Raw genomic sequence first — 26,687 nt, 5'->3', positions numbered from 1 at the left:
ACTCCCACACGACTGATGCGTACCAGCCTTGGCAGAAGCATGACGGCCTTCCTGCTCACAACAGTCCTGGCGGTCCTGAGCATTAACAGCTGGGCACTCTGGCACGCCTGGCGGCTTGAGCTGGCTGAGCGGGAGGACGATGCCCGCAATCTTTCCGTATCGCTGGCAAAACAGGCTGAAGATGCCTTTCTTCAGGTCGATATCACGCTGGCTGATGCGGTACGACAGCTTGAGCAGAACGGGCTTGATTATGCGGCCACGCCAGCATTTAGCCGCCAGTTAAAACAGCAGCATGGCAAGCTGCCCCAGCTCCACGGCCTGTTTATCTATGATGCTCAGGGGCACTGGGTTGCCACGTCCGGCGGCTACTCGCCAGCGAAGGCCAGCAATGCCGATCGCCCCTATTTTATCTGGCACCGTCAGCACCCGGATGCTGGCGTACGTGTCAGCCGCGTGATTCGCAGCCGTTCGACGGGAGATTTGGTTATTCCTGTCTCCGTACGCCTGAACGACGCGGCAGGTCAATTTGCTGGCGTCGCACTGGCCACGGTTAAGATTGACTATTTCAGGCAGTTTTACAGTTACTACACGCTGGGAAAACGGGATGTGCTGGGGCTTATTCTGGCGGATTCTTCCGTGCTCTATATTCGTCCTCTGCCGGAAACGGCGATTAACCGTAGTCTTTCGGCCAGTCCGCTGTTTCAAACCGTCCTGAAGTCCTCGGCCAGCGGCAGTGCAACATGGCATTCGGCCCTTGACGGTATTGAGCGTATCTATGGTTACGCTCGTCTTCAGCAATATCCCCTGATTGTCGCCGCCGGATATGACCGCGAAGCGGTGTGGCAAAGCTGGCTGGCGGCCAATATGACCGATGCGTTACTGAACCTGATTTTGCTGGCCATCATGATTGGCATGGGAGTATTCATTCTGCGTCAGGTCAGGGCCAACCTGAAAAATCAGCTGGAGCTGATCCAGACCCGTGATGAGCTGACCACCCTTAATCACACCTTAACTTCGCTGGCGCTTTTAGACGGTCTGACCGGGCTTGCTAACCGCAGACAGTTTGATATTCAGCTGGAGCAGGGGCTGGAGCGTTCGCAAAAAACCGGTGAGCCGCTGACGCTGATTATGGTCGATATCGATTACTTCAAACTTTACAATGAGGCTTACGGTCAGGTCGCCGGGGATCGCTGTCTGAAAACGGTTGCCGCACTGCTCAGACGATTTATGCAGCGCAGCGGCGACGTGGTGGCCCGCTACGGAAGCGCGCAATTCGCCATTCTTCTTCCTTTTACCAGCGCGCCGGATGCCAAAACGCTGGCTGACCGGGCGGTGATGGCAGTGGTGGGCGCGGATATTGTACATAAAGCGACGCTGCTTCCAGAAGGTGTGATCACCATCAGCGCCGGATGCTGCACGGTGATCGCCAGCGGGCAGCAGGGCGAAGCGGAGCGGCTAAAAGCCCGGGTGGACGGGGCGCTGCTTGAGGCAAAACGCAACGGGCGAAACCGCGTACATTACGGGTGATCTTAAGGATCACCGGCAGTTCCATTCCTGTCTGGTGATTTCCCAGAGTTCCGACTCCATCTCCCCGCCGACATAGGCTGCTTTACCGGTCTTGATAAGACGCATGCCCATAGTGGTCGATAACTTTTTCGAGGCAAGATTGGGGCTCGCTTTGGGGGCGCGTAAGCGTTCCCGGCCAAGTGTGTTGAACCAGAAGTCCGTGACGGCTGTGCTGGCTTCAGTCATATAGCCTTTGCGCTGCCATTCCGGCACAAGCCAGAATCCCCGGTTGTTGTCCGGCTCGTCAGAAAGGCAAATCAGTCCTGTGATGGTGTGCGGATCTTCTTTGCGCCGGAGGGTCCAGAACCAGGCTGTGCCATTCTCTGAAGTGGGCAGGGCAACGTTATTCACATAATGGAACGCACCCGCTTCCGGGAAGGGCCAGGGGACGCTGGCTGTCAGATAACGCACAATCTCCCAGCGTGGAAAAATGTGCTGGATCTGGATGGCATCTTCCGCAGAGAGTGGTCGCAGAAAGAGGCGGGGAGTTTCAAGTTCCGGGGTTTTCATCGTTCCTCCTTACCTTGCTCGCATTCACGTGTCTTCTTTACTATCTCCTTTTCCCGCAGGCGTTTCCAGAGAGGAAATAGACAGCGGGTGAAACTCAGCGCACCAGCAGTCATCTCTCACCGTTTTTAACCGCGTCAGGAAGTTCCCGTCAGCAACATTCTTTTACATCAATAACTAAAATGATTATACTTCTCATTCGCTTTACTGGTGTAGTGGGAAAAATCCGCTAAATCAATGGGTTTAAGACCAAAGTCAGCGTGAAGGTTTCCTGTGGCCCCGTGCAAAACAGGAACTGAACCGTCCAGGCTTATGAAAATTAAAAAATTTTTTGAGGGTTAACAATGTCTGTTTCTTTGCCTCATCTCAGGGAAAACCGCGCACGCCAGAGCGCGTCTCTTCACCGTACGTTGCCATCGGTTTCACTGCTGGCGCTCTTTATTGCCACGGCTTTGCAGATGCCTTATGCCGCAGCGGAAGAAAACACGCTGGTCGTTAGCGCAGCCCCTGAAAGTCCGGAGACTACGCAAAGCAGCGATTACAACGTGCCCGTCACCCGCGCCGGCACCAAAATGGCGCTAACCGCGCGTGACACGCCGCAGTCCGTCAGCGTTATCAGCGAGCAGCGGATGGACGATCAGCAGCTTCAGTCTCTGGACGAGGTACTGAAAAATACCACCGGCATTTCTGAATCCAATTCCGGCACCAGCCGCAGTAACTTCTACTCGCGCGGCTTTATGATCGATAACTATATGGTGGATGGCATTTCCACCTCGTTTGAACCGCAGTGGAATATGGGCGATGCCCTTGCCGACACCGCTGTCTACGAGCGTATCGAAGTCGTGCGCGGCGCCACCGGTTTAATGACCGGCGCGGGCAGTCCGGCAGCCTCGATCAATATGGTGCGTAAACATGCCGACAGCCGCGAATTCGTTGGGGATGTCACCGCCACTTACGGGAGTTGGGATAAGCAGCGTTATGTGGCCGATCTCTCGGCGCCACTGACCGAATCGGGTGACGTCCGTGGCCGCATCATCGCCGGCTATCAGGATCAGGACAGCTGGCTTGACCGCTACAGCACCACTAAAAAGTTTCTCTACGGCGTGCTGGATGCGGACCTGACTGATGCCACTACCGTTTCTGTCGGCTATAACTATCAGGAAAATAACACCGATGGTGCGACCTGGAGCGGACTGCCGGTCTTCTATGCCGACGGCAGCAAAACCAACTATGACCGCAGCACCAGTACCGCGCCGGACTGGGCCTATAATGACAAAACGTCAAAACAGGTCTTTGCCAGCATCAAGCACAACTTTGACAATGGCTGGAATTTTACCGCTAACGGTACGCACACCGAGCAGGACTTTGACGGCAAGATGCTGTATATCGACGGCTTCTTTGATAAGAATACCGGCATCGGCGTCAGCCCTTATGCTGGCTCGCCGAATGTAGGCGGCACCGGCTGGAACCGCGGCACCCGCAAGCTGGATTCCGTCGACGCCTTCGCCAGCGGTCCCTTTGAGCTGCTGGGCCGGCAGCATGAGCTGATGGCGGGCGTCAGCTACAGCCGCCAGCATAACCAGTACTTCAGCACCTGGAAGAACATCTCCTCCCAGGAAGTGGGCAATTTCAACAACTGGGACGGCAGCTTCCCGGAAAGTGACTGGGACGATTTCAGCGAAGCGCAAAACGATACCGTGCATCAGAAATCGATCTACGCCGCAACCCGCATCTCGCTGGCTGATCCTCTGCACCTGATTATCGGCGCCCGTTACACTAACTGGACCACCGACACCCTGACCCAGAATATGGAGAAAAATAACACCTCTCCCTATGCCGGTCTGATATATGACATCAACGACACCTACTCGGCCTACGCCAGCTACACCACCATCTTTAAGCCGCAGGCTTATCGTGATGGGAGTGGCGCGTACCTGACGCCAATCACCGGCAAAAACTACGAAACCGGTCTGAAAGGTGACTGGATGAACAGCCGCCTGACCGCGTCTGTCGCAGTGTTTCGCATTGAACAGGATCATGTCGGGCAGACTGACTACAGTGTGATCCCTGGCACCAATGAATATGCCTATACGGAAACTAACGGTACCGTCTCGAAGGGCGTTGAGTTTGAGGTCAATGGCGCCATCACCGATAACTTGCAGATGACTTTCGGCGCGACGCGCTACGTTGCCCAGGATGGCGAAGGGGAAGATTTCAATCCTAATCTGCCGCGCACCACCGTTAAACTGTTCACCAGCTATCGCCTGCCAATGCTTCAGGACCTCACTCTGGGTGGCGGCGTGAACTGGCAAACCCATACCTGGGATCGCGTCAGCGGCCCTGGCGGCAATGGCAGCCTGTATGCTGAACAGGGTAGCTACGCGCTGGTGGATCTCTTTGGCCGGTATAACGTTACCAAACAGCTTTCACTGCAGGCGAACGTCAATAACCTGTTCGACAAATCTTACAATGTCGATGCAGGCAAAAGCCTGGTCTACGGCGCACCGCGCAACTTCTCTGTCTCAGCTAACTACCGCTTCTGATTTGTATCAAAGCCTGTCCCCGCAGCGGGGGCAGGCTTTATCGTCCCTCGCTTCTCGTTAATTCATCAGCGCGCCGCCTTCGATAGCGATCACCGTACCGGTGAGGAAGTGGGGCAGCGATGAACAAACAGCTATTATCCAGATCATTCGTGCGGGCATATCTTCTGGTTCATGTCTCTATTTTAGTTAATATATTGCAAATGCCGTACTGCTTTGCCGTAAGCGTACGGCTCACTCAGCAGCACCGGCCTGAGCCATTTCCCGGCACGCGTCGGAAAACCACCAATCCCTTACATCACTTTCACTGAAATCGCCGGATGCGTCTTCAGTTTTCTCACGACGACGCATGCGCCTTTCCTCCCACCCCTGTAAGGTGATTTTATAGCTTTACATCTATATAGCGCTTAACCTATATTATCAGGAGGGCCCGTGTGGACGATTAAAACAACGGATACGTTTGATCACTGGTTTACCTCGCTCAACGATAGCGATCGGGCCAGTGTGCTTGCAGCGCTGATGGTTCTGCGGGAGAAAGGGCCAGGTTTACCCAGACCTTATGCCGATACGCTTAAAGGCTCGCGCTTTAGCAATATGAAAGAGCTGCGTATTCAGAGTCGGGGGGAACCGATACGGGCGTTTTTCGCTTTTGACCCTGTCCGTACCGGCATTGTGCTTTGCGCCGGAAATAAAGGTGGTAACAAACGTTTTTACGATGAGATGCTTCCGGTTGCTGACCGGGAATATACAAACTGGCTGAACACCACTAAAAAGGAGTAACGCGATGGGCAGAACGCTGGAACAGCTTATTGCGGATGAGAAACCAGAAGTCGTGGCCGACGCCCAGGCGATGGCGACGGAGATCCTGCTCAATATTCACCTTGCTGAGCTGCGTGAGAAAGTGCAGAAAACACAGGTCGAAATGGCACAGGCGCTGGGTATCAGACAACCTACCGTGGCAGTAATGGAAAAACCGGGCCGCGACCTGAAACTTTCCACGCTCAAACGCTACGTGGAGGCGACAGGCGGCAAACTACGTCTGGATATTGAGCTGCCGGATGGTTCCCACTACGGATTTGTGCTGTAAACGCTGTCGCTTTCTACACCGGGCGTCAGACCGGCTGCGGGGACACCTTCACGTTCTGAGGCGGAGAAGCTATTCACATTTTCCACTGAAGGGCTGACACAGCATGTCGGAACCTATACCAGCAAAAAGACCGCTCAGGTCCCCTGTGCGGACTTTTTGAACTTAGCTTTACTGACTAAGGGCATGTTTGTAACGGGCTGATAAATAAGCTAACTCTGGATTCTTTTTCAGGCATTACCACCAGAATAACCACTCATGTTACCTGAAACGGGTTTGAGCGTGGTGAGCATTCTGTTGCCCCACTCAACGGGCGTTGAGGCTGCTTCCGTCGTGGAATGTATCAAGAAGACCCGACAGTCTGTTAGTGCCAGGACTGAGGTGGCAAACAATATTGTGTAATCTGTGCCTGTTCTACTCAAAAAAACCGTTTTTTCTGAATAACTGACAGAACCACATGTAAGCCGCACGCCATAAAGTAGGTCCCTGCCTCTGGGCCTGAACGTTAACCCCCTGCAATAGCATCAAATCCTCGCTGAGCGACAAAACCGAATTACCGCACAAAATAGCCATATCAAAACCTTTCGCAACGCAGCCGGAACGCTTATGATTTATCTAGTGTACTAGATAATCAAGTGGCAGGTTTTCAGACAATGAAATTTAAAGGAAATATGGAAATCGGTAAGCAGCTTTCGTTTGCCCTTTACGGCGCGGCAAACCGCATGAACCGGCTTCATAAGCCATTTCTCGACCCGCTGGGCCTGACATTTCCGCAGTATCTGGTGATGCTTGAGCTGTTCTGTGGCACACCACGGGCAGTGGGGGAGTTAGGCAGTAAGCTGGATATGGATACGGGCACCATCACGCCGCTGCTGAAGCGTCTGGAAGCTTCCGGCAGGGTAAAGCGTACACGTGACCCTGATGATGAGCGCCGGGTACTGATCACTCTGACCGAAGCCGGAGATGCGTTACGCGAACCACTTTGGTGTATCACCGACAAAATCAAAACTGCCTGTCAGTTAAGCGAAGAAGGTCTGGCTCAGCTCCGCGATACGCTGAATGCCCTGTCTCATCCCGCCTCTGACCAGGTGTCGTAGCAATCCCCCTCTAAGCAAGGAGTTGATTATGAAGATTGGCATCATTGGCGCAGGAAATATCGGTGCAACTCTGGCCCGCAAACTCGCCGCTGGCGGTCATAAGATAAAGCTCGCCAACGCCAGAGGGCCGGACAGCATCCGCGAACTTGCGCGTGAAGTGGGCGCCGCCGCCGTTACGCGTGAAGATGCAGTAAAGGATGTTGACGCGATTATCCTTGCCATTCCGTTTGAAAAACATCGTGGCCTGGCCGATCTGTTCAGCCAGGTGGCGGAGAGTGTAGTGGTCATTGATACCGCTAACTACTATCCATTTCGCGATAACGCCATTGCCGGCGTTGATAACGGCAAACCGGAATCCGTATGGGCGAGTGAGCAAACCGGACGGCCACTGATCAAAGCCTGGAATGCTGCATTAGCCGCCACGCTGGCTGATAAAGGTCTGCCTACGGCCACGCCAGGCCGCATTGCGCTGCCCGTCGCCGGAGACGATGCCTGGACGAAAGCCGTTGTGCTTAAGCTGGTTAGCGAAACCGGGTTTGACGCCCTGGATGCTGGTTCCCTCAGTGAATCCTGGCGTCAGCAGCCCGGCACGCCTGCCTACTGCACTGAGCTGGAAACTGAGGCGCTTAAAGCCGCACTGTTATCGGCAGATGCCGTCCGTGCGCCGAAAAACCGCGATGCGCTGCTGAAGGTATTTATGACGCCCGGAGCCAGCTTTACTCATGAAGAAATTGTCGCACGTAACCGGGCGATGACAGCTTAACGCCATCCCGCCCGGACCTGTCAACATTGACAGGTCCGGGCGCAGCGTCTTCCGGGGCTAAATTGCCGGATTTCCATTTCAGAGATGTCACGGTCAGATGAACTTCCTCTCTCTGAAAGCAAACCCCCATTCAGGAGAAAAAGATGAATCAGCAATCCCCTCTCAGCATCGGTATCCTTGGCACAGGCCATATAGGTAAAACCCTGGCCCGCAAGCTGGCTGCCGCAGGACATAGCGTAAAGGTTGCTAACTCACGTGGTCCGGAAACGATTGATGCCGACACCCTCGAAACAGGGGCCGTGCCGGTTAAGGCTGAACAAGCCGTCAGTGACGTTGATATCGTCATACTTTCAGTACCGCTTATACGGATCCCTGAGATTGCGCCGCTTATCCTCAGACTGCCCCCTGAAGTCATCGTGGCTGATACCTCTAATTACTATCCGCACCGGGATCGGAAAATTGACGCTATAGAAGGCGGTCAGGTGGAAAGCCAGTGGGTTGAAGAGCAGTTGGGCCGACCGGTTATTAAGGCATGGAATGCGATTGGTTCCGGATCTTTTGCCGCTAAAGGCAAACCCGCAGGCGCAGAGAGCCGTATCGCCATTCCGGTGGCTGGTGATAACAGCGCGCATCGCGAGCTGATTATGAAGCTGGTCAGTGATACCGGTTTTGATGCTTATGATGCCGGTAGCCTGGCAGACTCCTGGCGGCAGCAGCCGGGGTCACCGGTCTACTGCACCGATCTGCATTATAACGAGATAGCCGCCGCTCTGGCATCCGCTGAAGCATCCCGTCTGGCCACCCGAAGGGATCTTGCCGCCGCCATATTCCACGAACGGGCCGGTGACAGCACGACCAATCCGGATGCGGATTTTGGTGTGAAAGTATCACGTTTACTCTTTATGTGATTATTTACCGGGCGCTGCTGGAGCGCTTAACACGCCCATCGGTCAGTAAGGCGTTCGTGGGATTACGGCGAACGCCTGGATTGCTGCCGGATGACCTTCCCCCCATATGTCGGTAAAAACATCATCTAACTACCATTACCAAAATTCATACCAGCAAATAGGTATGGGTTCGATTGGCATCGGGCGGTTTTTAGTAAACGAGGGTGAAGCTGAAGAAGGGGAGAACCAGCTGGCACAAACAACAAAAAGCCCGCTTAAGTTGCCTTAAGCGGGCTTTTCTGAATTTGGCTCCTCTGACTGGACTCGAACCAGTGACATACGGATTAACAGTCCGCCGTTCTACCGACTGAACTACAGAGGAATCGTTGGAACGGGGCGCATGATATCCAGCGTGGTACTGGATGTCAAAGCCTGTTTTCGGCTTTTTATCTGACTGCTGAATAAATCAGCGTTTCAGCGGAGGTAAGGGCTATTTTACCCGCTTCGCTACGGAACGAGAGAGAAGTTAAGCGCCGTTCGGGAGAAAGAAATACGTTTTTACGGCCAGCGAAAAGGATCGCAGGACGGCCCGGTTAGCGCATTGCGCAAAAGCCCATTCCATCATTCAGGGAATGGGCCAGTGAAGGCCGGACCGTATAAGTCAGGTCCGGCAACAATTCCGCTTAACGGAACGGCGGCTCGTTAAACGTCCGCAGCTTGCGCGAATGCAGGCGTTCACCTTCCTCACGCAGCAAATCGATGGCGCAGATGCCGATCTGCAGGTGTTCCGATATCGCCCCTTCATAGAAGCGGTTGGCTTGTCCAGGTAACTTAATTTCGCCGTGCAGCGGCTTGTCTGAAACGCAAAGCAGCGTGCCATAAGGAACGCGGAAGCGGTAACCCTGTGCGGCGATGGTCGCGCTTTCCATATCCACCGCCACCGCGCGGCTTAGGTTGAAGCGCAGTGCGGAGGCAGAGTAGCGCAGCTCCCAGTTACGGTCGTCGGTGGTGACGACGGTGCCGGTGCGCAGCCGCTGTTTAACCCGTTCTCCCGGCATACCGCTGACGAGGCGGGTAGCGTCATAGAGGGCGCGCTGTACTTCGGCAATACTTGGCACGGGAATATCGGGTGGCAGCACCGCATCCAGCACGTGATCGTCGCGCAGATAGGCGTGTGCCAGCACATAATCGCCGATGGACTGGCTTTCACGCAGCCCGCCGCAGTGGCCAATCATCAGCCAGGTGTGCGGACGCAGTACGGCCAGATGGTCGCAGATAGTCTTGGCATTAGACGGCCCGACGCCGATATTGATCAGCGTGATACCCTGACCATCTTTGGCAATAAGGTGCCAGGCGGGCATCTGATGGTTTTTCCACGCCATGCCGGAGATGGTTTCCTGCGGATTTTCCGTTTCAGCGGTCACCAGTACGCTGCCTGCGCAGGAGAGCGCCTGATAGGGAGAGGCGGGATCGGCAATCTGTTCGCAGCCCCAGCGGACAAACTCATCCACGTAGCGGGTATAGTTGGTGAACAGCACATAGCCCTGAAAATGTTCAACCGGCGTGCCGGTATAGTGACGCAGGCGGGCCAGCGAGAAATCAGTTCGCAGCGCATCAAAGTGAGAGAGTGGGAAACGTTCGCCGGGCTGGTAGAGGCCATCAGCGTTCTCATCGCCGATCCGCGCCAGTTCGGTGGTGGGAAAGTGAGCGGCCAGGCCGGCGCTCATGGTGCGATCGAGGGCCAGGCTTGAACCGTCTATCACGTAGGGGAAAGGGATCTCCTGGCTGGAAGGGCGGACCTCAAGCCTGACCGGATATTCTGCCGCCAGCATCTCCAGCTGTTCAGTCAGATAGTGGCGGAAGAGCGCGGGGCGGGTGACCGTTGTCGCATAGCTGCCCGGATGGGTAAAACGCGCAAACGCCCTGGAGGTACTCTGTCCGCTGCTGTCGCCCAGCCAGCTGACGCGCAGCTCTGGATAAACAAATAGCCCCTTCGTCCGCGCCTCCGGGTCCGGCAGCGTACCCTGACTGATAAAGTGCGTGATTGCGTCCCGCAGCGCGGCGACCGCCTGTTCGTACAGAGAATCCAGTTTATCCAGCGCCTCTTCAACAGTGAGGCCCTGGGGGGCTGAAGGCTGATTCATGCGATCTCCTTTGGCATTTTTATTGATTTCAATACAGCATGTTAGCTGAATTAGCCGTCCCGCGCGCGCTGACTGCGCTATCATTCACGCCGGTATGCCTCTTCGCATCATTTATCCAGGCATGTACTGAACAATTAAGCGCACGTGAGGACTGGATAGTTTCTGGAACAGGCATTTCTTGATGTCACAGGTGCAGCATGCCTGAGTAAAGCATGCTGAAGCGAGCAGCTTTGCTGAAAGCATGCTAACCATGCCAGTCCCCGTATGCTTCTCACCGTCAGGTTAATCAGTCCACCGGATGTGATACGGACAATTCTATCGATCGATTATGACGATCAATATTTAGTTATTGATCTGCATAAACATTTATACACAGAGTGATTACCGGGATATTATCAGGCGGCATTATTAACAAAGCCACACCAGGTTCGTTTCAACCCTCTCCGGAGGGTTTTTTTTGCTAAAATTTTGCACGCCTGATGATAGGCCGCTTAGCGAATCACGGTCTGAGAAAGTAATATTCTTTCAGGAAGTTGTGCCGACTGAACAGGATCTCCCGTCGTGCCAGAGAGAGACGACACCAGCCAGAACAAAGGAGCGGATATGGAGAATGCGTGTGGAATAATTATTGTCGCGGCTGGTCAGGGGCTGCGCTTTACGCAGGCGGGCGGCGAAGGAAATAAGCTGCTGGCTACCTTTGCGGATCGGCAGGGGAAAGTTCGTCCACTCTTTGCTCATACGCTGCTGGCCGCGCAAAAAAGCCAGCTGCCGCTGTGCGTGGTGACCCGCCCAGAGCGTTCGGAGATACGTCACTACTGCCAGCAGGCGGCTATCCCGCTGGTGCTGGTGGACAATAAACGGCTGGGCGAGTCGATAGCGGCAGGCGTGCGGCGCATGTGTCACTGGCAGGGCTGGATTGTACACCTGGCCGATATGCCGTTTGTGACGGAGACGCTGTTTCAGCAGGTTGCTGAAAGGATGATAGCAGAAGGCATCGTCAGGCCGGTCTGGCGGGGCAAGCCGGGGCATCCGGTGGGCTTTGGGTGCGATACTTTCACCGCGCTAAGCGCTCTGACCGCAGAAGAGGGCGCGCGGGGCTTGCTGAAACAGTTCCCGGTCAGGACCTTTGAGGTGGATGATGAAGCGGTGGTGCGGGATATTGATCTGCCCTCTCATCTCCCGCATGAGTGATGAGAGGGCAGCGTTCAGGGCAGGTTAAAGAAGTTTCTCCTGGGTGATCGGCAAATCACGTATGCGCTTGCCGGTGGCATGAAACACCGCGTTAGAAATGGCGGCGGCAACGCCCACGATACCCAACTCGCCAACCGCCTTACCGCCGAGCGCGGTGGCGAGGAAATCGGGTTCGCCGACGTTAATGGTTTCCAGCGCCGGTATATCCGCGTTCACCGGCACCAGATAGTCGGCCAGATTGGCGTTGATGATCCGGCCGTCGCGCGAATCGATCATGCCTTCTTCCAGCAGCGCCTGGCCGATGCCCATGACCATCCCGCCAATCCACTGGCTCTCGGTCAGCTTAGGATTGTAGACGCGGCCTGAATCAAAGGCGCCGACCATTCTGCGCACCCGTACCGTGCCAAAATCTTCATCCACCACCACTTCGACAAAAATCGCGCTCCAGCTGTGGGCGGATACGCCACCTGCGGTCGGCGGGATCATCATCGACGAGGTGCTGGCGGCGGCGTCGCGATCTTTTTCTCCGGCCTCTTTATCGAAGGTATCCTGATGCGCCACCAGTTCCCCGTTGCCGCTGAGCTTCAGCAGTTCGGCCAGGCCAATCCGCTTGTCGTGCTGTTCATCCAGCCAGAGTGCGCCTTCCGCAAGCCTGATTTTATCGGGAGAGACCTGCCAGAGGGGCGAACCGGGCGTGCCAACCGCCAGCGTGATTAACGCATCGCGCAGCGCCAGCGCCGTTTTATGCACCGCGCCGGTCAGCACATTCGCCAGTTGCGAACCGCCTGCCACGGGCGCCCGCGCCAGGCGCGTATCCCCCAGCGTCACCCTGATGCTGTCGGAGGGAACGTGCAGGACATCCGCAGCGGTCTGCGCCAGAATGGTATAGGTGCCGGTACCGATATCCGCGCCGCTGCTCTGCACTTCAATACTTCCGTCGCCATGCAGCACGATCTGCGCTTCGCCGGGCGTGCGTCTGACCGGATAAGTACCCGAAGCCATGCCCCAGCCAATCAGCTGCCGCCCTTCACGCATTGAGCGCGGCTCCGCGGGACGCTGATCCCAGCCGAACGCCTCAGCGCCCGCCTGATAGGCTTCTTTCAGACGGCGTGAACTCCAGGCCACGCCCGCCTGCGGGTCCTGCTCTGCGTAATTCTTCAGTCGCAGCGCAATCGGGTCCATCTTCAGTTCGCAGGCCAGTTCATCCATAGCCACTTCAATCGCGAAGGAGCTGGGATTCTCGCCCGGCGCGCGCATCCAGCCAGGATTGACCGTATTGAGATGAATCAGCTTATGGTGGGAAAGAAAATGGGGTGAGGCGTACATCAGCGGCGTCACCGAGTTACAGGGTTCGGTATGCACATCCTCCAGCGCCGTTTCGTTCCAGCTCTCATGGACGATGGAAACCAGTTGCCCCTCCCGCGTCGCGCCCAGCGCAAGCTGCTGATGCGTGCGTGGCCGGCCGCCGAAAGCGGTAAAGGTTTGCGGGCGGGTCAGGGCGAGCTTCACCGGACGACCAAGCTCGCGGGATGCCGCGCAGGCCAGCGCGCTGTGGGGCTGAATGCCGCCCTTACAGCCGAATCCGCCACCCACATAAGGAGAAAGCACGCGGACGTTTTCACTGTCGATGGCCATCCACTCCGACACAACCTGACGGGCGCCGCCGACCCACTGGCTCGGTTCCCAGAGCGTCAGTTCACCGTTCTGCCAGTGAGCGATACAGCCGTGCGGCTCAATCGGGCAGTTGTACTCTCTGGGCGTGGTGTAAACGCCACCGACCTGAACCTCAGCCTCTGCGAGGCGGGGCAGTGCGTCGCCCCAGCTGACCGTCATCGCCTCCGATGATTCCGGCTTTGCCAGCGGATCGTCAGGATGAATCGCGGCCTCTTCCCCGCTGTATTCGGTGGTGATCAGCGCCGCCGCTTCGGTGGCCTGTTCCAGCGTTTCTGCCACCACCAGCGCAATATGCTGACCGTTCCACAAAACTTTGTCGCTCTGCAACGGCAGAAAAGCCTGCGCCGCCGCGCCACCGCTGGAGAAGGTTTTGGCCGGATGGATTTTCAGTCCACTCAGGTGGTTATAGACCGTCAGCACGCCGGGAGCCTGACGGGCGCGGTCAATATCCATATGCGCGATCTTACCGTGAGGGATAGTTGACTGTACCACCACGGCATGGGCCAGATTCTCCAGCGAGTGCTCAACGGCGTAAGGGGCAATCCCCTGAATTTTCAGCTTGCCGTCAGCACGATCGCGCCGGCTTCCCAGCGCCTGGTAGCGCTCGTCAGTTTGCGCTTCCGGACGGGTTTCGGTTGTACTCATGCCAGACCTCCCACGGACATCAGCGCCCGGGCGATAACGCGGGGCGTGAGGGTGATTTTGTGGCTGTTATGCTGGTGGGCGATGGCGCCCTCGGTTGCCAGTTCCGCGGCCTCGCGTAGCACTTTCTCGTCCAGCGGCTGGCCTTTCAGCGCCTGCTCAACCTGGCGGACGCGCCATGGCCGCGTGGCGACGCCGCCAAGGGCGATGCGTACATCACGGATAGTGCGGCCATCGCTCTCCAGCTCCAGTCCCACGGCGGCGCTGGCGGCGGCAAACTCATAGGAGCTGCGATCGCGTACCTTGAGATAGTGCGAGTTAGCCAGTGCCGGGCTGAGTGGCAGCGTGATGCGGACAATCACTTCGCCTGCCGCCAGTTGCGTTTCCTGGTCCGGACGGGAGCCGGGCAGAAGGAAGAAATCATCGATCGCCACACGGCGCTGCTGACCGTTGGTCCCCTGAATATCCAGCACCGCATCAAACGCCGTCAGCGCAACGGCAAAATCGCCGGGATAGAGCGCAATGCAGCTTTCGCTGATGCCCAGCACGGCGTGGTTATCATTCAGTCCCTCTTTGGCGGCGCAGCCCGAGCCGGGCTGGCGTTTATTGCACTCTGGCCAGGCGTGGGGATCGCGAAAATAGGCGCAGCGCGTACGCTGCAGAATATTGCCACCCAGCGTCGCCATATTTCTGAGCTGTGCCGATGCGGCGAGCAGTAAGCTTTCCGCCACGGCTGGTGCAGCAGAGAGCACCTCCGGACTGTCGGCGGCCTGGCTCATTTTCACCAGCGCGCCAAGTTCCAGCGAAGCGGCCTTCAGAGAGATATCGCGCAGATTGTCGAGATGGGAGATATCGATCAGCCGTGCGGGACGAAATACGTCGCATTTCATCAGATCGAGTTGCGTGGTGCCGCCGGCAAGAATATGGGTGTCAGGCTGGGCGCTTTGCTGCGTGGCGCTGGCGAGATCGGCGGCGCGATAATACTCAAATTCCCGCATCGTATGCCTCCGTGTTCAGCCGCGCAGCGGCCTCTTTGACCGCCTTAACGATATTGGTGTAGGCACCACAGCGGCAGAGGTTGCCGCTCATAAATTCCCGGATCTCGTCGTCGCTGCGCGCATGGCCTTCATCAATACAGGCCACCGCAGACATGATTTGCCCCGGCGTGCAGTAGCCGCACTGGAAGGCGTCGTGCTCAAGGAAAGCGGCCTGAACGGCGTGGAGAGTGCCATTCTGCGCGAGGCCTTCGATCGTCTTCACCTCGCGGCCCTCAGCCTGTGCCGCCAGCGTCAGGCAGCTCAGCACGCGCTGGCCATCAACGTGTACGGTACAGGCGCCACATTGTCCCTGGTCGCAGCCTTTTTTGGAACCGGTCAGGCCGGCATGTTCACGCAGCGCATCCAGCAGTGTGGTGCGGGAATCGACGCTAAGCTGCCGGGGCGTGCCGTTAATCGTTAGCGTTATGGATCGTGGTTGTGCCATCGTACTCTCCAGTTCTGGGAGGTCTCAGACAGCGTGGGGCGGCGCGATGGGAATTTGGTGGCGGCCCGGCACACTGCCACAGTGCTTCAGTAATGAAAGCTTCAGGCAGGCCTGAAAAAATGTTGCCGTAACCAACGCCACGGCGTGATGGGCTGTTCTGTTGTCGAAAGTCCCCACAAACAGCATAGACGAGAAATTGTGGCGCGCCGGACGGCGGAGGTCTGGTGAGCAGTCCGGTAGCGTCGGGGGAGGGTTGATACGCGATAGCAGATAATTGTTTCGCCAGGCCTTTCAGAAGGGCGGATCTGACTACAAAGTGAGGGGGCCGGTTCGCCTGTTTACAGGTGCTGGTGCGGCTAAACCGCCGGGTCTCTGGCGCTATTTTTTCGGTACTGGAGCGGCGTTTTACCAATGCCTTTTTTGAACGAAGTAATAAAGTAGGTCGCGTCGGCAAAGCCAACTTTGCTGCCGATTTCATGAATGCTTAAATCGCTTCGCAGCAGCAACTCACAGGCCTTTCGCAATCGGTAGGTGGTGACATAGTCAATGATCTTCTCTCCCGTCTCAGCATGAAAACGGCGTGAAAGGTAGCTCATCGATTTCTGTAAATCTGCCGAGAGCGTCTCCAGGCTCACTTTGTGCATATAATTTTCCTCCACCCATAACATCACCTGACGGGAGAGCCGGTATTCATCCTCACGGATGCTTCTCTCCTGCGCCGGGATCATGCTGAACAGGGAGAGTAGTAACGTGGCGGCGTTCTCCTGATCCAGCTCATGCCCTTCGGCCAGCGCGCTGTAATGCGTGAACAGGGTGTTAATCCAAAGATGTAAATCCGTCAGATCGGCAACAAAGGCTTCGCTACCGCGAGCGGAGAGTTGCAGAAGCTTCTGTTTCTGGTGGGGGAAGGCGTCAAGCGTCTTAAGGATCGCATTCTGATCAACATGAATGATGGTGCGACGATAGATAGTGGCTGCACGCTCCTCCACCATAATTTTATGCAGAGTGAAGGGAGGGAAAACGAAAATGCGCCCTGGCCGCATGGTGTAATGGCGGTTGTCAGCAATCACTACGCCATAGCCTTCCTCCACGTACAGCACTTCCAGGCACTGATGCCAGTGATGATAGCGCACCGGGTTCGCATTCAGCCGGCTGAACGAAATAATGCTGTCCCGCAGCGAAATAAGCTCAAGTTTATCGGCAAGGGAAGTCGGATGCATGGTGCAAAATTTTTAATTTTTGGGAGAGATTAACCATTAATAAAACGTTTTTTTAAATTTTCAAGACCGCTGTACCAGGCGCATGCCGCGTCTGTGACTCCGCTAACGTTTTACGCCATGCCGCCTCCTTATTCTCTGCGCATCAGCCTGTTATGCCCGTTAACCCGATCGCTTATTTTCTGATGACGCAGTGACTGCGATCAGATGCCAGAGGTAAGAACATGCATCGCGAGACTATAAAATCAAATCCCTTGTCCTCCCGGCAGGAAGTTATTCAGTTCCTGCATGCGCTTCTGGAACCGCTGGATAACCAGTTTTCAGCAGGAGAGGCTGGCTTTTCACTCGGTGATACCTGCGCGCATTACGGGCCTGAGATTGCCCGCATGGAGGGATTATCCCGCGCCCTGTGGGGAATCTTCCCGCTGATGGCTTCCGGCGATAAAGAACACTTCAGTGACCGTTATCTTCAGGCCGTAAAAGCTGGCACCGACCCGCAGTCACCCGCTTACTGGGGAGAAGCCGGTCCCTACGATCAACGCTTTGTTGAGATGGCGGTTTATGGTCTGGGGCTGGCGCTGTTGCAGCACAACCTGACGGATAAGTTCAGCGAAAAAGAGCTTGCTAACCTCTGCCGCTGGCTTGATCAGATCTCCACCGCCGTTATGCCGGACAGTAACTGGAACTACTTCGCCATTATGGTCCAGCTCGGTTTTAAACGGGCTGGCTTACCCTGGGATGAGGCGGTGATCCACCAGCGATTTACCATGATGGAAGCCTATTATCTCGGCGGAGGCTGGTATTCCGATGGTGAAGGGCGACCCCGCGATTACTATATTTCCATGGCGTTCCACTTTTATGGATTGATCTACGCGACGCTGAATAACGACGACGACCCGGAGCGCGCCGGAGAACTGCGTGACCGGGCCAGACGTTTCGCCGGTGATTTTGTTTATATGTCTGATGAAGAGGGCGCCTCCATCCCATTTGGCCGTAGCCTGACCTACCGGTTTGCCACGGTCGCCTTCTGGAGCGCAGTGGCCTGGTCCGGACTGGATGTTTTCACGCCAGGCCAGATCAAGGGCCTTATCCTGCGTAATTTACGCTGGTGGCGGGATAAACCGCTCCTGGATCGGGACGGCATTATGACGCTGGGTTACAGCTATCCGAACCTGATCTTCTGCGAAGATTACAACTCTCCCGGCTCGCCTTACTGGGCGCTGAAAACCTTTCTTATTGTTGCCCTTCCTGAGACGGATGCGTTTTGGTCAGCGACGGAGCAACCGCTGCCTGAACGGCAGACTAAACATGTAATTCCCCAGGCCGCGCAGATTATTCTGCATCCGCCTGGTGGCGGGCAGGTTTATATGCTGACGTCCGGCCAGCTGGAGCTGAATAATTACGTCAATACCGCCGCGAAATATACCAAATTTGCCTATTCGAGCCGCTTCGGTTTTACCCTGGAACGGGGACGCTACGGTATTAAACATGCGGCCAGCGACTCCATGCTGCTGCTGTGTGAAAACGATAATTACTGGCGTGGCAGGCGGGAGTGTGAGCAGGTTTTGGTAACGGAGGACTACATCTGGTCGCGCTGGTCTCCCTGGCAGGATGTGCATATTGAAACCTGGCTCATTCCCTGTCACGAATGGCATGTCCGCGTCCACCGCATCGACAGTGCGCGCCATCTGCAAACGGCAGAAGGCGGATTCGCCGTGATAAACGGCCCGGAGATCCACGCTGCACCGGATGGCTGTGAAAGCCTGCTTTGTGCCAGCAACGGCACCAGCGCGATTCGTGATCTTTCTCCCGTAGTTTCCCGGGTGCCGGATTATGTCGTCACGCCTCCCAATAGCAGCATCACCTTTGCGGAATGCGCCGCCATTCCTCTGCTGACAGGGCCGGTTGCGCCAGGCATAAGCTGGCTGGTCAGCGCCGTGGTCGCGACCGGCGAGCGCAATAAAGGCTACAGCTGCAAACCTCAGTTCCGGATGAATGAAAACTCTTTCTCTGTCAGCGATGACGGCACGGAAACTGACGTCTTTGTCAGGCTCTGAACCGGCAGGAAATGACTGACTCTTATCGAGGCGTTTATGAAAAATATCACTTCTGAAAATCGCGCGGAATATTACAAAATTAGCGCATTTATTTTTATGTATTTTTTTACCTGGTCTGCCAGCATCGGCCTGCTGGCGATCTGGCTCGGTCAGAAAACGAACCTGAGCGGCACCGTTATCGGGACGGTTTTTGCGGTTAACGGGATTTTCTCCGTTATTCTGAAACCGGTTTACGGCTATATCCTCGATAAACTGGGGATGAATAAATACCTGCTCTATTTCGTGGTCGGCATGTCTGCCCTGATGGCCCCTTTCTTTATTTACGTCTATCAACCTCTGCTGTTATCCAGCACGCTGGTGGGCATTATTGTCGGGGCGATTTACCTCAGCTTTGCCTGGTATGCTGGCGTGGCGGCCTGTGAATCTTATGCGGATCGCTACAGCCGCCTTAACGGCATGGAGTTCGGGCAGATCCGCATGTGGGGCTCGCTGGGCTGGGCGGTGGCCTCCTCGTTTTCCGGGATCCTGTTCAATTTATCCCCGGCGTACAACTTCATTCTCGGCAGCCTGACTTCGGTAGTAATGCTGTTCGTTCTTTTTAGCCTGAAGGTGAACACCCATACCGTTCACGCCAGTGAAGTCCTTTCCAAAGAAAAAATCGTACCGGCGGATGTCTCGGCACTGCTGAAAAGCAGTAAGTTCTGGGCGTTCTGTCTCTATATCGCGGGCGTCGCCTGGATGATGTTTATCGCTGAGCAGCAGTTCTCTCGCTATTTTGTGACCTTCTTTGATGATGTACATCAGGGAAATGCGGTATTTGGCTATCTGGGCACGGTGCAGTCCGGAATGGAATTTATCATGTATATGATTATTCCTGCCTTTGTGAATTACGTGGGCGCCAAAAAAGGGCTATTGATTGTCGGTTTAGTGGTGGGTGCGCGTCTGATTATTTCGGGACTGTGCGATTCCCATTTATTAATTTCCGTGCTTAAACCGCTTTACGGTCTGGAAATCTGCCTGCTGCTGGTCTCGGTATTTAAATATATCGCTGAGCACTTTGATAAACGCGTCAACGCGACCATGTATCTGCTCGGCTATCAGGCCATGCTCTACGTCGGCAATGTGGTGGTATCGTCACCCGCCGGTCTGCTTTATGACCGCATCGGCTTTGAAAAGACCTACATCATTATGGGCTGCATTGCGCTTCTCTTTACGCTGATCTCTTCGCTGACGCTCTCTGCCTGCAGAAATAAAAGGGGAGGTGTGCTCAGTACGCCAAATAAAAATGCCCCGGAAGAGATTCGTCAATAAATCTACCGCCAGCTAACAGGCAATCCGGCCGTCACAGGAGTCGAACTATGTTGAAAAATTGCACCAAAGAACCGTTGCGTCTGGAAATAGACGATAGTCAGGAAGCGAGCCAGTTTTACGATCTGTTAAGCCAGACGCGCGATGATGTGCTGAAAAAAATCGCACGTAACTTAGCCGATTTTGGCGAGCGTTTTCCCGCAGAGACCTGCCGTGACGGCTATTATCCACTGACGGAGAACGTGGAATGGACGACCAGCTTCTGGACCGGTCAGCTCTGGCTTGCCTGGGAGATGAGCGGGGACGAACGTTTCCGTGAGATGGCTGAGAAACATGTCCGGTCGTTCGGGTTGCGTATCGCTGGCCGCCATGACACGAATACGCATGATCTCGGCTTTCTCTATACGCTCTCCTGTGTGGCGGCCTGGCGGCTGACCGGTAATCAGGAAGCGCGCGGCTTCTCGCTGCTGGCGGCAGAAGCACTACTGGAGCGTTTTCATCATAAAGCCCGCATCATTCAGGCCTGGGGCGATCTGGCCGATCCGGCGCAGGCGGGAAGAATGATTATTGACTGTAATATGAATCTTCCGCTGCTCTACTGGGCCAGCGAACAGACAGGCGATCCACGCTTCGCACGGGCGGCTTATGAACATGTGCAGCAGGCTGCCCGTTATCTGATCCGTGAGGATGCGTCCACCTATCACACCTACTATATGGATGTCCTGACCGGCGAGCCTCGCTACGGTGACACGCAGCAGGGATACGCAGATGATTCCTGCTGGTCGCGGGGGCAAGCCTGGGGAATATACGGTTTCACGCTCAGTTTTCTCTACACGGGTAACCGGGAGCTGCTGGAGCTGGCCAAAAAAGTGGCCAACTATTTTCTCAACCGCCTACCGGAAGATGGTGTCTGTCACTGGGATCTGGCGTTACTGGGGACGGACGCGCTGCGCGATTCCTCGTCGGCGGCGATTGCCGTCTGCGGTCTACTCGAGCTGTGCAAACACCTGCCGGTTACCGATCCCGAAAGGGAAACTTACCTGCGGGCCGCCAGATGGATAATGTCATCCCTGACGCAGCATTACCTTGCCGGCCCTGAAGAGCCCTGTAACGGACTGCTGAAACATTCTGTCTATCACCTCGCCAGCAATAAAGGCGTGGATGAATGTGCCAGTTGGGGAGATTATTTTTACGTGGAAGCGTTAGTCAGAATGACGCAAAGCTGGAAGATGTACTGGTAGAAAGCAAAAAAGCAGACATCCGGGGATGTCTGCTTTTTCTAATCTGGCCCCTCTGACTGAGATTGTCTTAGCCATTAATGAGCTGATTAAAAAAGCTAAACGAATCGTCACGGATAACCCAGACACTTCCGGGTCGTTGATAATATTGATTTTCGTATTCAGAAGGTGGCATCTTAGTACTCGAACCATGCCGGCGCCTACCGTTATAAAACATTTCGATATAATCAAAAATATCGCTGTGGGCTTCTCTCCGCGTTCCATAGATCTTTCTCTTTATTCGTTCACGTTTCCGGAAGCTACGCCGCATTTCGTTTATCTGCCTCGTCATAATCCTTTGAACCGCAAAAACAGTTTTCTATTATCGGCCTTCTTATCGCGAACCAAGCTCCCGCCTGGACGAAATGCGTCATGACCTGAAAGAAGCGACTGATGTATCAGGATGGTCGCCGTTTTATTGGCACTGCCGCCTTTGAAAACGACCGGATTTATCCTTCGATAGATTAAGGCTTTCTTCACGCTTTCTGACGCTAAGGAAATGACAATGAATCTGATGAATAATTGTGCATCGCCTGCCATGGGTGTTATATTAAAATATAATATCCGGAGGTGCTCTATGTATACAACTCGTCTGAAAAAGGTCGGCGGATCCATCATGCTGGCGGTTCCTCCCGCCGTGCTGAAAACGCTGGCGCTGTCGACAGATAGCGAAGTGGGTATGACCATTGATAATGGCTGCCTGATTATTGAACCCCAGAAACGGCCCCGTTATTCGCTTGAGGAACTGCTGGCGCGGTGCGATCCGCACGCCGAAATGAGCGAGGGAGATAGGAAATGGATTGATTCGCCTGCCGTGGGCAAGGAGATCCTGTAAATGGACAGAGGGGAAATCTGGCTCGTTTCATTGGATCCGATTGCCGGTCATGAGCAAAGTGGAAAACGTCCGGTGCTTATCGTATCGAAGGCATCGTTTAACAAGCTGACCCGGCTACCCGTAGTTGTTCCTGTCACCAGCGGAGGAAACTTCGCCCGTACAGCCGGTTTTACCGTTTCACTGGAGGAAGCGGGAACAAAAACAACGGGCGTTATTCGCTGTGACCAGCCCAGAACCCTTGATATGGTAGCCCGACACGGCAAACGCCTGGAACGTATACCTGACGCTATTGTAAATGAGGTGCTGGCGAGGCTGGACGCTATTCTGAGCTAAGCTCAACGGACACAAATGCAAAAAGCCTGCTTTAAAAGCAGGCTTTTTAGAATCTGGCTCCTCTGACTGGACTCGAACCAGTGACATACGGATTAACAGTCCGCCGTTCTACCGACTGAACTACAGAGGAATTGTTTCAACGGGGCGCATAGTATCGACGGTGCCGGTGAATGTCAAAGCCCGAAAGTTAAAATTCTGTTCAAGCGCGCGCAAAATCAGCAATTCGCTGTTTTTCCGATCCTTCGTGGGCAATTTCTCTACCGGATGAAGAGCAGGCACCAGCTAATCGGCAGAGTATGCCGCCGGGTTATTTAACTGAGCAGGGTTGTTATGCGGGGTGCCTCAGCGTCCGGGCAGGAAGCGGGGATCGAAGAAAAATGGTTCAGACGTCACAGTCTTCAGCGCTGCATTAGCAGCGGGATGCGCAGGATTAAGCAGGGCATTCCATTCACCGGTCAGGGTACTCGGCACTTTCAGCACCATCCCGTCGGCGTCACTTTTCAGCCAGTCATCACCAATATATTTTGTAGAGAGCGGGGCAGGATCGGCTTGCCAGTCTTCAGGCAGGATCTGCATATCGAGCTGGCGGATTAGCGCGGTAGGGATCTCTACGGAAAGCATCACATAGTGGTTTGCCAGGTCGTCCAGCGTCAGATGCACCAGCGCTTCCAGTACGCATAATGCCTTGCTGGAGCCGAGATAAACGCAGGCCCGGCCCGCCGAATTCCACCTCCCACCATAGAGCCTCGCGCCCTCACCATCGAAGGCGCGGTCAACCCAGGCTTTTTTCACCAGCCGGTAAAAGGTGACCGAGGGCATCAGGTGATTACGCCATGCTCAATCTGGCCGATCAGCGTAATGACCGCCTCTGCGCCGGCGGGTGTTGAGATGATATCGGCCGGTTTTTTGCCCCCCAGTCCTTTTGCGGGGCGTTCAAGCCACTGCGCCACACGGCCCATGTCACCATCAAACAGCCGGCTGGCAGCGGAAATCACGCGGATCAGCATATAGACCCGGCCACTCTGCTCAGCCGAAAAGGTCTGGCTTGCGCTGCTTAACCGGCGGCTGTAGGTATTACGATCGATGCCAGCCATGCGGCAGAGCAGCGCCTCTTCAAGGCTGGAAAGGGAGGCGATGCGCCGCAGCAGGGTGGCGCTCAGGCCGTGCGCGATACGATCATGCGCCTCGGTCAGCGTTTCGGGAAGATCCAGTGAAAGCAGCAGTGAACTGTGCGGCGGACGTTGATGCGGCGTATAGAGAGAAAAGGCCATGATAACCTCCACGAGTTCATTTGCGCTTAATTTTAGCTCAATTGAACAGAGCAGGCAAGGCGCGAGGGCGCGAGAGGCCTTAACCGGCGGGGAAGTTGCACATCGCGGCAGCAACGTCTGCACCATTCTGGTGCTTTATCATGAGCGCTGACAGCAGCCTCGCTATTATGGATGCTAATTAACCCTTAAGAGGTAATCAGATTTTCTTATTTTACCGTCGGTTAGCTGACAGATGAGAGGTGAGGCGTTTTAACAGCATTTTCTGGCACGTCGCTTGCAACTCGCCTTCAGCACAAGGGGAAAATCTCTTTAAAGTAATTTGGTATTCAGCGACCTATGACGGAGGCAACATGAACTTAAGACGACTGAAATATTTTGTGAAAATCGTCGATATCGGCAGCCTGACCCAGGCAGCAGAAGTGCTGCATATTGCGCAGCCTGCACTCAGTCAGCAAGTGGCCACGCTGGAAAATGAACTGGATCAGCAGCTGTTAATTCGTACCAAGCGGGGCGTGACGCCCACCGATGCCGGTAAAATTCTGTACGATCATGCCCGTACCATTTTACGGCAGTGTGAACAGGCGCAGGCTGCGGTCATCAACGCCGGACAGACGCTGAACGGCCAGGTGACGGTTGGGCTTGCGCCGGGCGCAGCTGCCTCTTCGCTGACGATGCCGCTGTTACAAACCGTACGCGATCGGTTTCCCGATGTGCGGATCTATCTGCATGAAAACAGCGGCCTCTTACTGAATGAGAAAGTGATGAGTGGTCAGCTAGATATGGCAGTACTCTACGACCATTCGCCAACGGCTGGCATTACCAGCCAGATGCTGATGAAAGAGGAGCTTTATCTGGTTGGCGCCACAACCTGTCCGGGAGCGAGCGTGGAACTGAGCCAGGTCGCACAGATGAACCTCTTTTTACCGCGCGACTACAGCGCCGTACGCAAACGGATAGACGAAGCCTTTACGCTACGCCGGCTCAGCGCGCGGATTATCGGTGAAATTGAATCTGTGGCCACGCTGGCCGCGGCCATCGCCAGTGAAACGGGTGTCACCGTGCTGCCGGAGTCTGCCGCCCGCACGCTGGTCAGTTCGACCAATGCCTGGATGGCGCGTATCAACAGCCCGGCGCTGAGCCTGCCGCTTTCGTTAAATATTTCCTCCCGCACGCCGCTCTCTGCATCCGCTCAGGCGGTGAAGGATATTCTGCTGTCGCTTTTGAACAAACCGCTCGTTGAAAATCGCGAGCTGTTACTGGTGAGCTGAGCCTGGCTCTCACTCTTCGTCTCTTCGCCTGTCCTGCATACCGTCGCGAAGCAGCGTCTCTCCGGACGCTGCTTCCGCCCCGCAAGCCTGAAGAATTCATCGATAAAACAGGGATTAGCTGGCATGCTACTGGCAGCAGCCAGAGAGCACACCCTCGTGCGGAACAGGCTGCGGTTATGAGGTAGAGAGCAACATGCCTGCACCAATTCGATATGTACAGGACAGCCGGTTCTTTCCCGGTTCGGCGGATGTCGTGGTGATCGGCGCCGGCATTGCCGGCACGGCCGCGGCCTATGAACTGGCGAAACAGGGGATCAGCGTGGTGCTGATTGAGAAAGGACTGGTCGGCGGCGAGCAGTCAAGCCGCAACTGGGGCTGGTGCCGCCAGCAAAACCGCGACGAGCGCGAGCTGCCGCTGATTATCTATGCGCTACAGCGCTGGGAAGCGCTCGGCCCTGAAACGGGTGAGGAGCTGGGCTTCCGCCGCTCAGGACTGGTCTATGCCACCGGCAACCGGCTGGATATCGAGGCCTGGGAAACCTGGGGGAAAATGGCGAAAGCCTACGGTATCCGCAGCGACATCCTGACTGCCGACCAGGCGAAAGCGATGACGCCGGGCAGTACCAGCCGCTGGCTGGGCGGGGTCTCTTCTCCCACCGACGGGCATGCGGAGCCGTCGCTGGCCACTGCCGGGCTGGCCATTGCTGCTCAGCGCCTTGGCGCAGGCGTATTTCAGCAGTGCGCCGTGCGCGGGCTTGATATTTCCGCCGGGAGGGTCAGCGGCGTCATTACCGAGCGGGGAACGATCAAAACCAGCCGGGTAATCTGCGCTGGCGGCGCGTGGACCTCAATGTTCTGCCGCCGGCACGGCATCGATTTACCTCTGGGGAACGTAATCGGCACGGCATTTCGTACCGCGCCGGTTACGCAGGCGATCGGTATGCCGCTTTATACACCTTCATTTGCCTGCCGCCCTCAGCTGGACGGGAGCTATACCGTCTCTGTCTCCGGACGTGGCCGCCTGACGCCCGGCGCACAAGGGCTGCGCTATGCGCGCCAGTTTTTCCCCACCTGGCGAGCCCGCCGCAAAAACCTGGTTATCGATCTGGGGATTGACGCCTTTTTCAGCGGGCCGGAATCGTTTGCCCGCTGGCAGTTTGACCAGATTTCACCCTTTGAGAAGGTGCGTATTCTCGATCCGGCCGCCGACAGCGCCGTGGTGCGGGAGGGGCTGGCCGCGATGATTAAAGAGTATCCTGCGCTGGAGAACCTTCGGGTGGAGCAGGCCTGGGGCGGCATGATTGACAGCACGCCGGATGCCATCCCGGTGATCTCAACCGTCGCGACGCTGCCCGGTCTGGTGATTTCTGCCGGATACAGCGCGCATGGCTTTGGCATCGGTCCCGGCGCAGGACGCCTTGCTGCCGATCTTGCCACCGGGGCGACGCCCATTGTCGATCCTGCCCCGTTCCGCTATTCACGGTTATTTGACGGGGCTGGTCTTGATTCACCGGGAATGCTTTAAAGGAGGAGCAAAAGTGGTT

General features: G+C 55.8%; 23 protein-coding genes, 2 tRNA genes and 1 pseudogene. 15 read left to right on the top strand and 11 right to left on the bottom strand.

The genetic code is table 11. The features are described 5' to 3' along the window. Positions 1 to 15 precede the first annotated feature (15 nt). A complete protein-coding gene (locus tag EA20_RS0100620; protein ID WP_024964980.1) occupies positions 16 to 1,527 on the top strand; it encodes a sensor domain-containing diguanylate cyclase in 1,512 nt (503 codons plus the stop codon). A 9-nt stretch (positions 1,528 to 1,536) separates the two neighbouring features. Here EA20_RS0100620 and EA20_RS0100615 read toward each other — a convergent pair whose 3' ends face one another. Then, positions 1,537 to 2,076, bottom strand: a complete 540-nt coding sequence (locus tag EA20_RS0100615; RefSeq protein ID WP_024964979.1) for a GNAT family N-acetyltransferase — start codon at positions 2,074 to 2,076, stop codon at positions 1,537 to 1,539. Between the two features lie 341 nt (positions 2,077 to 2,417). On the opposite strand from EA20_RS0100615, the gene fhuE reads away from it, so the two are divergent. The 6 genes from fhuE to EA20_RS0100575 all read left to right on the top strand — a co-directional run bounded on the left by fhuE (position 2,418) and on the right by EA20_RS0100575 (position 8,465). After that, positions 2,418 to 4,616 (top strand): ferric-rhodotorulic acid/ferric-coprogen receptor FhuE, encoded by a 2,199-nt coding sequence (gene fhuE, locus EA20_RS0100610; RefSeq protein WP_024964978.1) that lies wholly within the window; start codon positions 2,418 to 2,420, stop codon positions 4,614 to 4,616. 429 nt (positions 4,617 to 5,045) lie between these two features. Next, positions 5,046 to 5,393 (top strand): type II toxin-antitoxin system RelE/ParE family toxin, encoded by a 348-nt coding sequence (locus tag EA20_RS0100600; RefSeq protein ID WP_024964977.1) that lies wholly within the window; start codon positions 5,046 to 5,048, stop codon positions 5,391 to 5,393. Between the two features lie 4 nt (positions 5,394 to 5,397). Next, positions 5,398 to 5,700 carry a helix-turn-helix domain-containing protein gene (locus EA20_RS0100595; RefSeq protein ID WP_024964976.1) on the top strand — a complete coding sequence of 101 codons (303 nt, stop codon included), beginning with the start codon at positions 5,398 to 5,400 and terminating at the stop codon, positions 5,698 to 5,700. A gap of 650 nt (positions 5,701 to 6,350) precedes the next feature. Continuing rightward, positions 6,351 to 6,794: a MarR family winged helix-turn-helix transcriptional regulator gene (locus EA20_RS0100585; RefSeq protein WP_024964975.1), complete on the top strand. Its 444-nt coding sequence runs from the start codon at positions 6,351 to 6,353 to the stop codon at positions 6,792 to 6,794. Between the two features lie 28 nt (positions 6,795 to 6,822). Further along, positions 6,823 to 7,557, top strand: a complete 735-nt coding sequence (locus EA20_RS0100580) for an NADPH-dependent F420 reductase (protein ID WP_024964974.1) — start codon at positions 6,823 to 6,825, stop codon at positions 7,555 to 7,557. 143 nt (positions 7,558 to 7,700) lie between these two features. After that, positions 7,701 to 8,465, top strand: coding sequence for an NADPH-dependent F420 reductase (locus tag EA20_RS0100575; RefSeq protein ID WP_024964973.1), 765 nt, complete (start codon positions 7,701 to 7,703; stop codon positions 8,463 to 8,465). Between the two features lie 285 nt (positions 8,466 to 8,750). On the opposite strand, the gene EA20_RS0100565 is transcribed toward EA20_RS0100575, so the two are convergent. After that, positions 8,751 to 8,826: transfer RNA gene (locus EA20_RS0100565), tRNA-Asn, on the bottom strand. Positions 8,827 to 9,127: 301 nt separating this feature from the next. Continuing rightward, on the bottom strand, positions 9,128 to 10,588 hold the full coding sequence (locus tag EA20_RS0100560) for an AMP nucleosidase (protein WP_024964972.1): 1,461 nt from the start codon (positions 10,586 to 10,588) through the stop codon (positions 9,128 to 9,130). A gap of 603 nt (positions 10,589 to 11,191) precedes the next feature. Here EA20_RS0100560 and EA20_RS0100555 point away from each other — a divergent pair. Next, on the top strand, positions 11,192 to 11,779 hold the full coding sequence (locus EA20_RS0100555; protein ID WP_024964971.1) for an NTP transferase domain-containing protein: 588 nt from the start codon (positions 11,192 to 11,194) through the stop codon (positions 11,777 to 11,779). Positions 11,780 to 11,803: 24 nt separating this feature from the next. Here the strand turns inward: EA20_RS0100555 and EA20_RS0100550 are convergent, their stop codons facing one another. The 4 genes from EA20_RS0100550 to EA20_RS0100535 all read right to left on the bottom strand — a co-directional run bounded on the left by EA20_RS0100550 (position 11,804) and on the right by EA20_RS0100535 (position 16,797). Beyond that, positions 11,804 to 14,098 (bottom strand): xanthine dehydrogenase family protein molybdopterin-binding subunit, encoded by a 2,295-nt coding sequence (locus tag EA20_RS0100550; RefSeq protein ID WP_024964970.1) that lies wholly within the window; start codon positions 14,096 to 14,098, stop codon positions 11,804 to 11,806. Then, positions 14,095 to 15,093, bottom strand: coding sequence for a xanthine dehydrogenase family protein subunit M (locus tag EA20_RS0100545; protein ID WP_024964969.1), 999 nt, complete (start codon positions 15,091 to 15,093; stop codon positions 14,095 to 14,097). The genes EA20_RS0100550 and EA20_RS0100545 overlap by 4 nt, the downstream gene beginning before the upstream one ends. Further along, positions 15,080 to 15,577: a (2Fe-2S)-binding protein gene (locus EA20_RS0100540; RefSeq protein WP_024964968.1), complete on the bottom strand. Its 498-nt coding sequence runs from the start codon at positions 15,575 to 15,577 to the stop codon at positions 15,080 to 15,082. The genes EA20_RS0100545 and EA20_RS0100540 overlap by 14 nt, the downstream gene beginning before the upstream one ends. A 356-nt stretch (positions 15,578 to 15,933) precedes the next feature. Then, on the bottom strand, positions 15,934 to 16,797 hold the full coding sequence (locus EA20_RS0100535) for a helix-turn-helix domain-containing protein (RefSeq protein ID WP_024964967.1): 864 nt from the start codon (positions 16,795 to 16,797) through the stop codon (positions 15,934 to 15,936). A 221-nt stretch (positions 16,798 to 17,018) separates the two neighbouring features. Here EA20_RS0100535 and EA20_RS0100530 point away from each other — a divergent pair, with 221 nt between their 5' ends. Genes EA20_RS0100530 through EA20_RS0100520 form a run of 3 tightly spaced genes read left to right on the top strand, consistent with a single transcriptional unit; the run spans position 17,019 to position 21,400 of the window. Next, on the top strand, positions 17,019 to 18,851 hold the full coding sequence (locus EA20_RS0100530) for a DUF2264 domain-containing protein (RefSeq protein ID WP_024964966.1): 1,833 nt from the start codon (positions 17,019 to 17,021) through the stop codon (positions 18,849 to 18,851). Positions 18,852 to 18,887: 36 nt separating this feature from the next. Next, positions 18,888 to 20,162, top strand: a complete 1,275-nt coding sequence (locus tag EA20_RS0100525; RefSeq protein WP_024964965.1) for an oligosaccharide MFS transporter — start codon at positions 18,888 to 18,890, stop codon at positions 20,160 to 20,162. Positions 20,163 to 20,209: 47 nt separating this feature from the next. After that, the gene (locus tag EA20_RS0100520; RefSeq protein WP_024964964.1) at positions 20,210 to 21,400 is read left to right on the top strand and encodes a glycoside hydrolase family 88 protein; all 1,191 of its coding nucleotides are present in this window, start codon (positions 20,210 to 20,212) and stop codon (positions 21,398 to 21,400) included. A gap of 67 nt (positions 21,401 to 21,467) precedes the next feature. Here the strand turns inward: EA20_RS0100520 and EA20_RS19435 are convergent. Next, positions 21,468 to 21,689 (bottom strand): annotated as a pseudogene (locus tag EA20_RS19435) (IS3 family transposase); the annotation flags it as partial. Positions 21,690 to 22,013: 324 nt separating this feature from the next. Here EA20_RS19435 and EA20_RS0100510 point away from each other — a divergent pair. Both EA20_RS0100510 and EA20_RS0100505 read left to right on the top strand, forming a co-directional pair. Beyond that, positions 22,014 to 22,271, top strand: coding sequence for an antitoxin (locus tag EA20_RS0100510; RefSeq protein WP_024964962.1), 258 nt, complete (start codon positions 22,014 to 22,016; stop codon positions 22,269 to 22,271). Beyond that, positions 22,272 to 22,604: a type II toxin-antitoxin system PemK/MazF family toxin gene (locus EA20_RS0100505; RefSeq protein WP_024964961.1), complete on the top strand. Its 333-nt coding sequence runs from the start codon at positions 22,272 to 22,274 to the stop codon at positions 22,602 to 22,604. Between the two features lie 54 nt (positions 22,605 to 22,658). Here EA20_RS0100505 and EA20_RS0100500 read toward each other — a convergent pair. From EA20_RS0100500 to EA20_RS0100490, 3 genes are all read right to left on the bottom strand, one after another. Beyond that, positions 22,659 to 22,734: transfer RNA gene (locus EA20_RS0100500), tRNA-Asn, on the bottom strand. Positions 22,735 to 22,946: 212 nt separating this feature from the next. Next, positions 22,947 to 23,423, bottom strand: coding sequence for an RES family NAD+ phosphorylase (locus EA20_RS0100495; protein WP_024964960.1), 477 nt, complete (start codon positions 23,421 to 23,423; stop codon positions 22,947 to 22,949). Continuing rightward, entirely contained in the window at positions 23,423 to 23,875 is a 453-nt protein-coding gene (locus EA20_RS0100490) for an antitoxin Xre/MbcA/ParS toxin-binding domain-containing protein (RefSeq protein ID WP_024964959.1), read from the bottom strand. Before EA20_RS0100490 ends, EA20_RS0100495 begins: the two co-directional genes overlap by 1 nt. Before the next feature lie 350 nt (positions 23,876 to 24,225). Here EA20_RS0100490 and nac point away from each other — a divergent pair, with 350 nt between their 5' ends. Next, entirely contained in the window at positions 24,226 to 25,143 is a 918-nt protein-coding gene (nac, locus tag EA20_RS0100480; protein WP_024964958.1) for a nitrogen assimilation transcriptional regulator NAC, read from the top strand. A gap of 193 nt (positions 25,144 to 25,336) precedes the next feature. Beyond that, positions 25,337 to 26,668 (top strand): FAD-binding oxidoreductase, encoded by a 1,332-nt coding sequence (locus EA20_RS0100475; RefSeq protein ID WP_024964957.1) that lies wholly within the window; start codon positions 25,337 to 25,339, stop codon positions 26,666 to 26,668. Positions 26,669 to 26,687: the final 19 nt, after the last annotated feature.

It is taken from the genome of Pantoea sp. IMH, assembly GCF_000599885.1.
Taxonomy (GTDB): domain Bacteria; phylum Pseudomonadota; class Gammaproteobacteria; order Enterobacterales; family Enterobacteriaceae; genus Erwinia.
Note: the sequence above shows the minus strand (reverse complement) of the source record. Positions and strands in the feature narration are given on the sequence as shown.